We start from the raw sequence: 14,037 nt of genomic DNA on the forward strand, positions 1-14,037 counted from the left end.
TACGACATCTCTTTGGAAGCGCCGGATTTGGCCAGCACCTTCGTGATGGCCGCCGTAAGCGTGGTTTTACCGTGGTCCACGTGGCCTATCGTGCCCACGTTCACATGCGGTTTTTTTCTGTCAAACTTTGCTTTTGCCATACCTTTTATCTCCTTCTTTGATTCGTATAGGGGCTGGCGGATAGCGTATAGCGTTAAGGGAAGGAGTTTTTTCACTCTCCCCTGGCCCCTCGCCTCTAGCCCCTGCCGTTATTTCGCCGCTTCCGCCGCCTGGGTGCGTTTTTCCACAACGGTTTTGGCTATGCTGCCCGGCACTTCCTCGTAGTGGCTGGGCTCAAGATTGAAAGACGCCCTGCCCTGCGAAATAGACCTGACAATAGTAGCGTAACCGAACATTTCCGAGAGCGGCACCGTGCCTTTTATAAAGCGCACATTGCCCCTGTTTCCCATTTCAGAAATTTTGGCGCGCCTGGAATTCAGGTCGCCTATCACATCGCCCATGTTTACTTCGGGGGTAAGCACTTCAAATTTCATTATAGGTTCGAGCAGATACGGATTGGCTTTGCGGCAGGCGTCCTTGAACGCCATGGCGCCGGCGATTTTAAAAGCTATTTCCGAAGAGTCCACTTCGTGGAAGGAGCCGTCGAACAGCGTCACTTTCACGTCCACCATGGGAAAGCCGGCGAGTACGCCGGAATCCAGCGCCTCGCGGCAGCCTTTTTCAACGGCCGGGATAAATTCCTTGGGTATGCGTCCCTGCTTGATGGCGTCCACGAACTCAAAACCCTTGTTCATGGTCTGCGGCTCAACTATAAGCCACACATGGCCGTACTGGCCGCGGCCGCCGGACTGGCGGATGAACTTGCCTTCCTGCTCCACCTTTTTCTTGATGGTTTCGCGGAAAGCCACCTGGGGTTTGCCGATATTGGCCTGCACATTGAACTCGCGTCTCAGGCGGTCGACGATAATATCCAGATGCAGCTCGCCCATGCCCGAAATAATGGTCTGCGAGGTTTCCTCGTCGGTCTTTATGCGGAAAGTCTGGTCTTCTTCGGCAAGCCTGCCCATGGCAAGCCCCATTTTCTGCTCGTCTTCCTTGGACTTGGGCTCTATGGCGATAGAGATAACAGGATCGGGGAAATGCATGCCTTCCAGCACTAAAGGATGTTCCGGGTCGCAGATGGTTTCGCCCACGGTGGCGTTTTTAACGGCCACGGTGGCCGCTATGTCGCCCGCGTAAACTTCCCTTATTTCCTCGCGCTTGTTGGCGTGCATCCTTAAAATACGGCCCACGCGTTCGGTGGTCTTGCGCCGTCCGAAATAAACCGTGTCGCCGGTTTTGAGCACACCCGAATAAACGCGGAAGAAGGTGAGTTTGCCCACGAAAGGGTCGGACTGTATCTTGAAGAGCAGCGCGGCGAAGGGCTCTTTGGGGTCCGCCTTGCGCTCCGTTTCTTCGCCGGTGTTGGCGTCAATGCCTTTAACGGCGGCCACTTCAAGCGGCGAAGGCAGAAACTCGCACACCGCGTCAAGCATGGGCTGAACGCCCTTGTTCTTATAGGAAGAGCCGCAGATTATGGGAAAGAATTTGCCTGTGATAACGCCTTTGCGGATAGCGGCGTTTATTTCCGACTCGGTAAAATTATGGTCGCCCGCGAGATATTTCTCCATGATCTTCTCGTCAAAGTCGGAGAGTTTTTCTATCATCTTGTCGCGGTAATGTTTCGACTTTTCAACCATGTCGGCGGGAATGTCCACTATGTCAAAACTGGCGCCCAGGTCGTCGCCCTGCCAGATCTTGGCTTTCATGGTTACCAGGTCCACCAGGCCTTTGAAAGTTTCGGTCACGCCTATGGGCAGTTGTATGGGGGCGGAATTCGCGCCCAGCTTTTCCGCGATGGATTCGGCCGACATATAAAAATCAGCGCCTATGCGGTCCATCTTGTTGACATAAGCGACCCGGGGCACGCCGTAGCGGTCGGCCTGGCGCCACACCGTTTCGGACTGGGGCTCAACGCCCTGCACGCCGTCGAACACGACCACGGCGCCGTCCAGCACGCGCAGGCTGCGCTCGACTTCGGCGGTGAAGTCCACATGGCCGGGGGTGTCGATGATATTAATAGTGTAGCCGTTCCAGACAGTGGTTATGGCGGCCGCGGTTATGGTAATGCCGCGCTCGCGCTCCTGGGGCATCCAGTCCGTGGTAGTGGTGCCTTCGTGCACCTCGCCTATCTTATGGGATTTGCCGGTATAATAGAGGATGCGCTCCGTGGTTGTGGTCTTGCCCGCGTCGATGTGGGCTATAATGCCGATGTTGCGTACTTTGTCGAGATTAAATTCAGCCATGTTGTTTTCCTTAACAGTGTCGAACTATCCGCCCCTATCCGCTATTCGCTCGCCCCTATTCTCTGCCGTTAAACTACCAGCGGTAATGCGCGAACGCCCTGTTGGCCTCGGCCATACGGTGCGTGTCTTCGCGTTTCTTGAAAGCCGTGCCTTCTTTTTTATAGGCAAGCAGCAGTTCTTCCGCCAGGCGGTTGGCCATTGGCAGGCCTTTGCGGGCCCGCGCCGCGGTAAGGATCCACCGCATGGCAAGCGTGGTGCCACGCGCCGGCCGCACTTCTATCGGCACCTGGTAGTTGGCTCCTCCCACGCGCCGCGCTTTTACTTCCAAAAGCGGGCGGACATTTTCTATGGCCTTGGTGAAAACCGCGACGGCGTCCTCTTTGGTTTTCTCCACCAGTATATCAAGCGCTCCGTAAACGATATGTTCAGCGGCGAGCTTTTTGCCCTGAAAATTAATTTTGTTGACAAGCCGCGAAAGCAGCACGGAATTATATTTAAAATCCGCCGGCGGGGCGTCTCGTCTGTCTCTGGGTCTTAAACCTTTTCTTGGCATAGTTTTAACTCCAATCTGATAAGTGTTAATGTCTCGTCTTAGCGGCTGGCGTATAGCGGTTGGCGGTTTAACTCCTTGCAACGCCAATCTCTCGCCGCTCACCCCTAGCCGCTGCTGTTATTATTTTTTCGCTTCTGTCTTCGCCGCTCCCTGCTTGGGACGTTTGGCGCCGTAAAGCGACCGGCCCTGCTTGCGGCCTTCCACGCCTGAGGCGTCAAGAGCGCCGCGGATAATATGGTAGCGCACTCCGGGCAGATCTTTTATCCTGCCGCCGCGCACCAGCACTATTGAGTGCTCCTGGAGATTATGGCCGACGCCCGGGATATAGGCCGTAACCTCGGCTTTTGAGGTAAGCTTGACGCGGGCGACTTTGCGCAGCGCCGAATTGGGTTTTTTGGGGGTCGTGGTGTAAACCCTGGTGCAAACGCCCCTTCTCTGCGGGCAAGACATTAAAGCGGGCGCCTTGCTGAATTTTTTACCGGCATCCCTGCCGTGTCTTATCAGTTGGTTAATCGTTGACATAGTATAACTATAGAGGTCAGAGGTCAGCGGTTAGAGGTTAGCGAAGGTATATCCTTATGAAGAACTCCTTCCCTGATCCCCTATACGCCAGCCCCTATACGCTCGTTGCTACTTCCTCCTTATCGTCGTCTGTATCAAAAATCCTGCGCGTGGCAAAACCGCTGCCAGCGGGCACCAAATGTCCTATTATAACATTTTCCTTGAGGCCTTTCAAATAATCCATCTTATTGGTGGTGGCCGCATCGGTAAGCACACGGGTGGTCTCCTGGAAGCTGGCCGCCGAGATAAAGGACTCGGACGCGAGCGACGCCTTTGAAATACCCAAAAGCACCGGCTCGGCCTGGGCGGGAGAGTGGCCGCTTTCGGACACGCGCAGATTTTCCTTATTAAAGACATTCTTAGGCACTATCTCGCCCTTCAGGAAAACCGTGCCGCCGGCCTCGCTTATCTTCACGTTCGAGAGCATCTGCCGCACGATAATTTCAATGTACTTATCGTTGATGTTGACGCCCTGCAGGCGGTAAACCTCCTGGATGGCGTCCACAATATAGCTCTGCACTTCCTTAATGCCCCTGACGGCAAGCAGGTCATGCATGTCAACGGCTCCGTCCGTAAGCGCTTCGCCCACGGACACGCGGTCGCCTTCATACACCACCAGATGCTTCCCGTAAGGCACGGCATAGGTTTCAACCTGTCCGGTTTCTTCGTTCTTTACGGAAACTTCCACCAGTCCCTTGGGAGTGGTCCCGAGCGACACCAATCCTTCTATCTTTGTGATGATAGCGGCGTTCTTGGGGCGCCTTACCTCAAAAAGCTCGGCTACGCGCGGCAAACCGCCGGTGATATCCTTGGTTTTGGCTATATCGCGGTGGATCTTTGCCACCACATCGCCCTTTTTCACCTCTTCGCCATGGTCCACCATTATTATGGTGTCGGTCGGCAGAGCATGCGAGCCCACTATGCGGCCGCCGTCCTCTACCACAAGACGCGGGTTGCGTTTGGTGCCGCGATGCTCAATAATTTTGCGCTCTATGATGCCGGTTACCTTGTCGCGCGCGGCCTGCAGGGTGACGCCCTCCTTGATATCCAGGTATTTCACCTTGCCGTCGTGCTCCGTGATCAGGGATACAGTGTGAGGGTCCCATTTGGCTATCATTTCGCCGGCTTTAACTTTAGCTTTATCCTCCACGTTTATTTCCGCGCCGTAATTTATCTTGAACTCTTCAAAGGTCTTGTCCGCATGTTTCACGATTATGGCCGCGCCGCGGGAAACGCACATGTATTTTCCTTCCCGGTTCTTTACGGTCTTCAGGTCCCGGAATTCCGCCTTGCCGTCGGCCTTTACCAGCGCCTGCGACTTGGCAAGCTCGCGCGACGCGGTTCCGCCGATGTGGAAAGTTCTGAGCGTCAGCTGCGTGCCAGGTTCGCCTATGGACTGGGCGGCTATTATACCCACGGCCTCGCCCTGTTCAACCACGTAGCCGGTGGCCAGGTTCTGGCCGTAACATTTGGCGCAGATGCCTTTTTTGGCTTCGCAGGTAAGAACGGAACGCACATAAACCGATTCCACTTTGGCCGCTTCTATGGCTTTAGCCGCTTCCGGAGTGATAACCTCGCCGCGTTTTATCAGGGGCTTGCTTTTTGCTTCGGCGCCCGGGAGTTTTATGTCTTCCAGCGAAACACGGCCGGTAATGCGGTCGCTGAGGGGCTCTATCGGTTCGTCGCCGGAAACAAGCGCGCGCGCCTCAACCCCGTTTATGGTGCCGCAATCGTCCATGGTGATGACCACATTGTGCGCCACATCCACCAGTCGGCGGGTTAAATAGCCGGCGTCGGCGGTTTTAAGAGCGGTATCGGAAAGACCCTTGCGGCCGCCGTGCGTTGAAATGAAGTATTCCAGCACCGACAAGCCTTCGCGGAAGTTGGCGAGGATGGGGTTTTCGATAATTTCGCCCACGCCGCCGGTAAGTTTTTTCTGGGGCTTCGCCATAAGGCCGCGCATTCCGGCCAGCTGTTTGACCTGCTGGCGGGACCCGCGGGCGCCTGAGTCGGCCATCATGAACACCGAGTTGAACCTGGGTTCATCGGCGTTATAAGGCCGGATCTCCTGCTTTTGCATTTCCTTGAACATCAGATCGGCCACCTCGTCGCCGACATGGGTCCAGATGTCTATAATTTTATTGTAACGCTCATTATCCGTTATTATGCCGTCTTTCGCCTGGGCGTTGATGGATGAAACTTTCTTCTGGGCGGCCCCTATCAGCTCGGCTTTATTTCCGGGCACCGACATATCCGCGAGCGAAATGCTCAGGCCGGAAATAGTGGCATAGTGGAATCCCAGATTCATCAGGCGGTCCAGGAACAGCACGGTCTCGTAATGGCCTATCTGAGGATCTTTGTAGCAGCGGTCAATAAGGTTTGACAGGTCTTTTTTGCCTATCACTTTATTGATGTAGTCTATTTTTTTAGGCAGCACTTCGTTGAAAATAATGCGGCCCGCGGTGGTAAACTCATTGGCCGCCTCCGACCATTCCTTAACGGGTTTGTCCAGCCCCTCAAGCGTGGTTACGCCGCGCACGCGGATCTTGGCGTGGAAATCTATCTTGCCGTGCTGATGGGCGGTCAGAGCCTCTTCTTTTGAGCCGAACACCTTGCCCTCTCCGAGCTCGCCGGGTTTTACCTTGGTTATATAATTTACTCCGAGCACCATGTCGTGCGAGGGGTTCGCTATGGGACGGCCGGACGCGGGAGAGAGGATGTTGTTGGTGGCCATCATAAGCATCCTGGCCTCCATCTGCGCTTCCTGCGAGATGGGCACGTGCACGGCCATCTGGTCGCCGTCGAAGTCGGCGTTGAAGGCGGCGCAGGTGAGCGGGTGCAGCTGTATGGCAAGGCCTTCTATGAGCACCGGCTCGAAAGCCTGGATGCCAAGGCGGTGCAGCGTGGGGGCGCGGTTGAGCATCACGGGGTGTTTTTTGGTCACGCGTTCCAGGATATCCCATATCTCGTTGTCGGCGTGTTCCATTTTCTTCTTGGCGACTTTGAGCGTGATATTCTCTTTTTTTATAAGCTCAGCCAGCACGAAAGGCTTGAAAAGCTCCAGCGCCATTTCTTTAGGCAGGCCGCACTGGTTCAGCTTGAGGTTCGGGCCGACCACGATAACGGAGCGGCCTGAATAGTCCACGCGCTTGCCCAGCAGGTTCTGGCGGAAGCGTCCCTGCTTTCCTTTGAGAATGTCCGAGATGGACTTCAGCGGCCGGTTGGCGGCGCCAAGCACCACCTTGCCGCGCGCGCCGTTCTCGATAAGGGCGTCCACGGCTTCCTGCAGCAGGCGTTTTTCGTTGTAGATCATCACCTGCGGGGCGCGCAGGGCTTCAATATGCTTCAGGCGGTTGTTGCGGTTTATGATGCGGCGGTAAAGGTCGTTAAGGTCGGAAGTGGCGAACCTGCCGCCTTCAAGCGGCACCAGCGGCCGCAGGTCCGGGGGCAGCACGGGCAATATGGTCATTATCATCCATTCCGGGTGGTTGCCGCTTGCCATAAAACCCTCAAGGATCTTGAGGCGTTTTATAAGTTTTGAGCGGTCCGCGTCGGGTTTGGAGGCGGCCAGTTCCTGCTGTATGATCTCAAGCTCTTTCTTGATGTCGATTTTTTCAAGCAGGTCCAATATGGCTCCGGCGCCGATACCCACTTTCACCTTGGAATATTTCTTCCTTGTTTCGTTAAGCTGGGCTTCGGTCAGCACATCGCCTACTTTGTATTCCACGCGGCCGGTGACGGAATCTTTTGTGTCCTCAAGTATCACGTATGCCGCGTAATAGACCACCTTTTCCAGGTCGGACGGTTTCATGTCGAGGATGATGCCTATGCGCGAGGGGCTCTTTCTTAAAAACCAGATATGCGCCACGGGGGCGGCCAGTTCGATATGACCCATGCGCTCGCGGCGCACCTTCGCCTCGGTAACTTCCACGCCGCAGCGGTCGCACACCACGCCCTTGAACTTTACCCAGCGGTACTTGCCGCAGGCGCACTCATAATCCTTGGAGGGTCCGAATATCCTCTCGCACAAAAGGCCGTCGCGCTCGGGTTTAAGCGTGCGGTAGTTTATGGTCTCCGGCTTTTTGACCTCTCCATAGGACCAGGCCTTTATCTTCTGGGGGCTCGCGATACCTACGCGCATCCCGTCAAAGTCGTTAAAATTCAGTTCTTTCTTTTTTTTGGTCTTGCCGGCGTTGAGAATATTTCTGGCTTCAGCGAACATGTCCATAGTCGTCTCCTAGCTTGTAACTATTCAGACTGTTATAAAGCGGCTGGCGTATAGAGGCTAGCGGTTGGGGGTGGAATAAAAAACTCCTTCCCTAATACCCTATATGCTCGCCTCTAGCCCCTGCATAATACTACGCTTTTGCAGCCTCTTTCTTTTTTGCGGCCTGCTTTTTGGCTTCGGCCCGGACCCGCTGCCCGGAACTGTCGGCCATCAGCTCAACATCGAGCGCAAGCGCCTGCAATTCTTTTACCAGCACCTTGAACGATTCCGGCACTCCAGGCTGGGGCGGGAAATCTCCCTTGATAATGGCCTCATACATCCTGGTGCGGCCGGTGAAGTCGTCGGATTTCACCGTAAGCATTTCCTGCAGGGTGTACGCGGCGCCGTAGCCTTCAAGCGCCCACACTTCCATTTCGCCGAAGCGCTGGCCGCCGAATAAAGCCTTGCCTCCGAGCGGCTGGCGGGTGATAAGGGAGTACGGTCCGGTCGAGCGGGCGTGCACCTTGTCTTCCACCAGATGGATAAGCTTCAGGATATACATGTAGCCTATGGTGATTTTTTCCTGGAAGGCCTCGCCGTTGCGGCCGTCGTACAGGGTAATGCGGCAATAATCGTCAGGCAGATACTTTTCAGGCACGCCCTGGCTTCTAAGGTAGTCCTTTGCGATCTGCACCATCTGTATGACGCCCGGTTTTTCGGCGGTAGAGTGGGCTTCAAGGTCCTTTAAAACATCGTCCACGGTTACCTCGCCGCGTTTTTTCTTGCGCTTATCCTGCCAGTATTTCCAGAATTTCTGGTTATCCTCGGAGGCGCCGTCGAAAATAGGGCAGATCATCTGCGTGTTGAGATGCTTGCCCGCCCAGCCGAGCATGGTTTCAAGTATCTGGCCGATATTCATGCGGGACGGAACGCCTAAGGGCGAGAGCACCACATCCACCGGCGTGCCGTCGGGCAGATAAGGCATATCCTCCCTGGGAAGCACGCGCGCCACCACGCCCTTGTTGCCGTGGCGGCCGGAAAGCTTATCGCCGGCCTGCAGGCGGCGCTTGAGGGCTATATAGACCTTTACCACTTTATTGACGGTAACGGACAGTTCGCCGCTATGCTTCAAAAGCTCTTTTTCCCTGGCGTATTTTTCCTTTATGCGCTTTTCCATCTGTTTCACGAATTCTTCGGAGTCCGAGCCTTTCTTCTGATCTTTGGCCATTTCCTTGCGGAAGTTCTTAAGCGCTTCAAGATCTTGGGCCATTTCCTCGTTAAACTCGTCCAGCCGTTTCTTTTCCTCGGGCTTGGAGAGCCGCTCGCGGCGCACAAAAACGCGGGTGCCCAGGATCTTGCCGTAAACGCCGGGCGGGACCCGGAGCGAGGTGTCGGTCACGTCCTCGGCTTTTTTGCCGAAGATGACTTTCAGCAGGCGTTCCTCGGGGGAAAGCTGCTGCTCGCCCTTCGGCGAAACCTTGCACACCAGGATGTCGCCCTGTCTTACCATGGTGGCGGGTATTATCACACCCTCGGAATCCACATGTTCAAGAGCGTCGGTTCCCACATTCGGGATATCGCGGGTTATTTCCTCGGGGCCAAGCTTGGTGTCGCGGGCTTCCACCTCGAATTCCTCTATGAAAATAGAGGTAAGGGCGTCTTCTTCCACCATCTTTTCCGATACAATGATGGCGTCTTCGTAGTTATACCCTTCCCAGCTCATGAAAGCCACCAGCAGATTCTTGCCGAGAGCCAGCTGGCCGTCCGCTGTGGCGGGGCCGTCGGCGATTATGTCGCCTTTCTTCACTATATCGCCGCTGCTCACCGCGGGGCGCTGGTTGACGCAGGTGTCCTGGTTCGAGCGGCGGTATTTTATGAGGTGGTAGATATCGGGCTCTTTGGAGTTATCGGGCTTTATGGCTATCATGTCGGCGGAGGCGTAAATTACGCGGCCGTTGACGCGGGCGCTCACGCAGGCCCGGGAGTCGCGCGCGATGGCGGCTTCCATGCCCGTGCCCACGAGCGGCGCTTCCGTAACCAGAAGCGGCACCGCCTGGCGCATCATGTTGGAACCCATCAGGGCGCGGTTGGCGTCGTCGTGCTCAAGGAAAGGCACCAGCGCCGCGGAAATGGAAACCACCTGCATCGGGGACACGTCCATGTAATGAACGTCGCCGGAGTCCACGAAAACATAATCGTCCTTGAACCTGCCGTAGACCTGTTCGCCGGTGAGTTTTCCGCTTTCGGTGGGGGTATTGGCCTGCGCCACAAAATCCTCGTCTTCAAGGTTGGCGGTAAGATACTGCACATCATCGGTAACTTTTTTACCCGCGACTTTTCTGTAAGGCGTCTCTATAAGGCCGTACTGGTTTACTTTGGCGTAGGAGGCCAGCGAAACTATAAGGCCGATGTTCGGGCCTTCAGGGGTTTCAATGGGGCAGACGCGGCCGTAATGTGTGTAGTGCACGTCGCGCACTTCGAAGCCGGCGCGCTTTCTGTTCAGACCGCCCGGGCCAAGGGCCGAGAGGCGGCGCTTATGCGTGAGTTCGGCCAGCGGGTTTATCTGATCCATGAACTGCGATAACTGGGAAGTGCCGAAGAACTTCCTCATGATGGCGACCACCGGCGCGGCGTTCACGAGCGTTCTGGGCGTTATGGTCTTGTCTTCCTTGCTCATTTTGTCGCGCACATTGCGGGCTATCTGCACTAAAGCCACGCGGATCTGGTTTTCAAGCAGTTCGCCTATGGAGCGCACGCGCCTGTTGCCCAGGTGGTCGATGTCGTCCACTTTATATTCCAGCTTCTGGCCCTCGTAGTCAATGGCGGGAGCGCCCGAGTTGAGCGCCATGAGATATCTGACCGTGGCTATGATGTCTTCAATGCAGATGTTGCGCTTGTTGTCGGCCGGTACTTTGAAGCGTTTGTTCTGGCGCGCTATATCCTCGTAAATGGGCTTAAGTTTGCGCATGGCCTTATAGCGGCCCACGATCGAAAAATCGTAGCGGCGCAGGCTTTTGAACATTGTATTGTCAAGGTATTCCTCAGCCTGCTGCTTGACGATGAAGTCCTGGCCGCGCATTTTCTTGTAGATCTCGTAGCGGGCGTCGGAGGCGGTTTTGGGCTGGTTTTTGGCTTCAAGCGCGAGTATTATGCCGGGGTTCTCTTCTTTGGGGCTTCCTTTTATAAGGTTCACGGTTTTTATCTTGCGCTCAACCATGGCCTTGAAAGCTTTTTCGTCTATTGCCTGGGCGCCGCGTTCCTCCAGATTCCAGATGACTTCGCCGGTGGCCTTGTCAACAATATCTTCTATGGCGTAATGGCCTATGATGTTAGGGGCGTTATCGGGGGTGACGGCGAGTTCCGCCGACTCATAGAAGGTCTGCAGTATCTCGGAGTTGGTTTCCAGTCCCGCGGCTTTTATGAAAGTTGTTACCGGTATTTTTTTCTTGCGGTCCAGCCTGACCCATAAAACGTTATCCGTATCAAATTCGAATTCCACCCAGGCGCCGCGATAGGGGATTATGCGCGCGAAGTAAAGGGATTTACCCAGCACCGACTGCTTTTTTTCCTCGTCCTCTTCAAATATAATGCCCGGGGAGCGATGCAACTGGCTGACTATGATACGCTCGGCGCCGTTAAAAACGAAGGAGCCCGTTTCGGTCATGATCGGCAGGTCGCAAAGGGTCACATCCTGGTCTATCATGTGCTTGAGTTTACCGCTTTCCTGCCGCAGGGAGAGCGACATATAGGCTTTCAAGGGGGCGCTGTAAGTGCCGCCGCGCACCAGGGCCTCTTCGGGGCTGTGGTATTTGGGAACGCCAAGCTCGAACTTCAAAAAGTCCATTATCATGGTGCCGTCGGCGGACTCTATGGGGAACACGTCGACGAACGAGGCCTGCAGGCCCTGTATTTTTCTGTCCTCCGGCTTGGTGTCCGATTGCAGGAACCAGTCAAAAGACTGGCGCTGCATGTCCAGCAGGTCCGGAACTTTTATGATTTGGGGAATGCGCGAGAAGTTGAGCTGTTTCATGGTCACCTCTTTAGGATAGCGAATAGCAAGAAAGCGAATAGCGAATAGTGAAGAATTAGCAGCGAATAGCAAATAGCGAATAGCAAATAGTAAAGTCTTTCCGTTTACTACTATTTGCTTTCTTACTATTCGCTATTCGCTTCTTCATAACTATTCGCTATTTGCTGCTCTTAGAAATGCCCGTAGCGGATAATCCCCGCCCGCCTTTAGGAGGGAAGGGAGAGATCCGCTGCGTTACTCATTTGCTTCAGAAGATAAGGCCGTTATTGGCACAATTTTTGATGTTTCTTGCAAGACTTTCAGCGACGCGGAAAAAACAACGCTGGCCTCCGCCTTCGGGTGGGCCGTGGATAATGACTGCTTTTTGTTTAAACTTCAACTGATATTTCCACCCCGCCCAGCTTGGCGGGGTGGAATAAAAGGCTGGTTACTTAAGCTCAACCACGCCGCCGGCCTCGGTGAGTTTCTTGTTCATTTCGTCGGCGGATTTCTTGTCAACATTTTCCTTCACGGTTTTAGGGGCGCCTTCAACCAGATCCTTGGACTCTTTAAGGCCAAGGCCGGTCAATTCGCGCACGACCTTAATTACGCTGATCTTTTTGGCCGGGTCGGAAAGTGCTTTAAGCACCACGGTAAATTCGGTCTTTTCTTCGGCGGCTGCGGCGGCTCCGCCGGCGGCGGGGGCTGCGGCCATTGCCATACCCATAGCGGGCGCGGCTTTCACTCCGAACTTGTCTTCGATGCCTTTTACTAGGTCAGCCAGTTCCATCACGGTAAGGGTGGAAATAGCGTCAACTATCTGGTCCTTTGTCATTGTTGCCATTTTGGGGCTCCTTGGTCCGCTTTCGCGGATTTTATTTTAGTAGCTCATGCGCCGGAGGCGCATGATTTATCCCATTTAACTGGCGGGACTACCAGGATTACGTCAGATCAGTGTAAAGTGACGAGTAGATAGTGTAGAGAGTTTAAGGTTTTCACTTTAACTCTACACTCTCCACTATTTACTATTCACTTATAAATCGGGGCTACTTGGCTTCTTTGGCTTTCTTTTCCCTGAGCGCCTCAAGCGCGCAGGCGAGGTCCCGCGTAGGAGCCTCGAGAACGAACCGGATTTGGGCTAAATTGTTGTAGAGGAGGCTTGCCAGCTGCGAAAGCAGCTCGGGCTTTGAGCCTATTTGGGAGAGCTTTTCCAGATCCTGCGGAGAAAGCCACTTCTGCGAAGAGAAACCGCCCTTTATTTTCAGGAGGGGGTTTGTTTTTGCGAAAGCGAGCAATGTTTTGGCCACTTTCGCGATCTCGTTCGGATCTTCTATGGTAACCACGGCCGTAGGGCCCTTGGTGATAGTATTGCCGGCGGTATCCAGGGAAGCTCCGGAGATGGCGTGTGAAATAATGGTATTGCGGACCACCTTAAAGGTGGATCTCGCGGGGCGCAGGCTTTCGCGCAGAGTATTGGTATCCTTGAACTTAAGTCCCTGGAAAGCGGCGAACACAGTGTCTTTGGCCTTCAGCTGCCTGCTAAGTTCGGATGAAAGTTCTTTTTTGTCGTTTTTGTTAAGTTTCATGGGATATCTGATGCCATAAGCCGTACGCTTTAGGCCATAAGCTCTTAAGGAACTTTTTATCGAGCCTATGGCGTACGGCCTATGGCTTATGGCGATCATTTGGAAATTTGCCTGTGATTAGTAAGACCGGCAGCGACCTACTCTCCCAACGCCGAGTTGGGCGTTAGTACCATTGGCCCTGGAGCCCTTAACTGCCGTGTTCGGAATGGGAACGGGTGTAACCTCTCCGGAATTACCACCGGTCTTACAAATCACAGGCATACAGTATACCATTTTCAGGCACACCGCACAAGCGCGATTTGAATCTTATAACCCCGACGACACCTTAGCCTGTATAGGATTAGAAAATAAGGCCAAGCCTCACGGCCGATTAGTATCAGTTAGCTGAATCCATTACTGGACTTACACACCTGACCTATCAACCCAGTAGTCTTCTGGGGGCCTTTAGTCCTCTTGCGAGGAAGGGAAACTTAATCTTGGGGCGGGTTTCACGCTTAGATGCTTTCAGCGTTTATCCCTACCGAACACCGCTAACCAGCTTATGCCGTTGGCACGACAGCTGGGATACGGGAGGTTCGTCCATCTAGGTCCTCTCGTACTGTAGACAGCTCCCCTCAAGTTTCCTGCGCGCACAGCAGATAGAGACCGTACTGTCTCACGACGTACTGAACCCAGCTCACGTACCGCTTTAATGGACGAACAGTCCAACCCTTCCCACCTGCTTCAGCGGGAGGATGCGATGAGCCGACATCGAGGTGCCAAACCTGGTCGTCGAT

8 protein-coding genes and 2 rRNA genes are annotated in these 14,037 nt (G+C 54.5%); all 10 read right to left on the reverse strand.

Annotated features, from left to right (window positions below):
- Positions 1–140 (reverse strand): GTP-binding protein (locus tag NTX59_04535; GenBank protein MCX5784935.1); only part of this gene is annotated, 140 nt, incomplete at its 3' end.
- 108 nt (positions 141–248) lie between these two features.
- Positions 249–2,345: an elongation factor G gene (gene fusA, locus NTX59_04540; GenBank protein ID MCX5784936.1), complete on the reverse strand. Its 2,097-nt coding sequence runs from the start codon at positions 2,343–2,345 to the stop codon at positions 249–251.
- 73 nt (positions 2,346–2,418) lie between these two features.
- Complete coding sequence (gene rpsG, locus NTX59_04545; protein ID MCX5784937.1) at positions 2,419–2,898, reverse strand: 30S ribosomal protein S7; 480 nt, start codon at positions 2,896–2,898, stop codon at positions 2,419–2,421.
- A gap of 120 nt (positions 2,899–3,018) precedes the next feature.
- A complete protein-coding gene (gene rpsL, locus NTX59_04550; GenBank protein ID MCX5784938.1) occupies positions 3,019–3,420 on the reverse strand; it encodes a 30S ribosomal protein S12 in 402 nt (133 codons plus the stop codon).
- A gap of 94 nt (positions 3,421–3,514) precedes the next feature.
- Positions 3,515–7,687, reverse strand: a complete 4,173-nt coding sequence (rpoC, locus tag NTX59_04555) for a DNA-directed RNA polymerase subunit beta' (protein MCX5784939.1) — start codon at positions 7,685–7,687, stop codon at positions 3,515–3,517.
- Positions 7,688–7,817: 130 nt separating this feature from the next.
- On the reverse strand, positions 7,818–11,696 hold the full coding sequence (rpoB, locus tag NTX59_04560) for a DNA-directed RNA polymerase subunit beta (protein MCX5784940.1): 3,879 nt from the start codon (positions 11,694–11,696) through the stop codon (positions 7,818–7,820).
- Positions 11,697–12,123: 427 nt separating this feature from the next.
- Positions 12,124–12,519 (reverse strand): 50S ribosomal protein L7/L12, encoded by a 396-nt coding sequence (gene rplL / locus NTX59_04565; protein MCX5784941.1) that lies wholly within the window; start codon positions 12,517–12,519, stop codon positions 12,124–12,126.
- A 202-nt stretch (positions 12,520–12,721) separates the two neighbouring features.
- Complete coding sequence (gene rplJ, locus NTX59_04570; protein MCX5784942.1) at positions 12,722–13,261, reverse strand: 50S ribosomal protein L10; 540 nt, start codon at positions 13,259–13,261, stop codon at positions 12,722–12,724.
- 124 nt (positions 13,262–13,385) lie between these two features.
- Positions 13,386–13,504: ribosomal RNA gene (gene rrf / locus NTX59_04575) — 5S ribosomal RNA — on the reverse strand.
- 106 nt (positions 13,505–13,610) lie between these two features.
- Positions 13,611–14,037, reverse strand: a 23S ribosomal RNA gene (locus NTX59_04580); the annotation flags it as partial.

This window comes from Elusimicrobiota bacterium, from assembly GCA_026388155.1.
In the GTDB taxonomy this organism is placed as follows: domain Bacteria; phylum Elusimicrobiota; class Elusimicrobia; order Elusimicrobiales; family UBA9959; genus UBA9634.

Excerpts from the sequence above, each read along its gene's own strand:
- rplL (MCX5784941.1), bottom strand. The coding sequence starts at position 12,519 with ATGGCAACAATGACAAAGGACCAGATAGTTGACGCTATTTCCACCCTT.
- rpsG (MCX5784937.1), bottom strand. The coding sequence starts at position 2,898 with ATGCCAAGAAAAGGTTTAAGACCCAGAGACAGACGAGACGCCCCGCCG.
- rpsL (MCX5784938.1), bottom strand. The coding sequence starts at position 3,420 with ATGTCAACGATTAACCAACTGATAAGACACGGCAGGGATGCCGGTAAA.
- rpoB (MCX5784940.1), bottom strand. The coding sequence starts at position 11,696 with ATGAAACAGCTCAACTTCTCGCGCATTCCCCAAATCATAAAAGTTCCG.
- rplJ (MCX5784942.1), bottom strand. The coding sequence starts at position 13,261 with ATGAAACTTAACAAAAACGACAAAAAAGAACTTTCATCCGAACTTAGC.
- rpoC (MCX5784939.1), bottom strand. The coding sequence starts at position 7,687 with ATGGACATGTTCGCTGAAGCCAGAAATATTCTCAACGCCGGCAAGACC.
- fusA (MCX5784936.1), bottom strand. The coding sequence starts at position 2,345 with ATGGCTGAATTTAATCTCGACAAAGTACGCAACATCGGCATTATAGCC.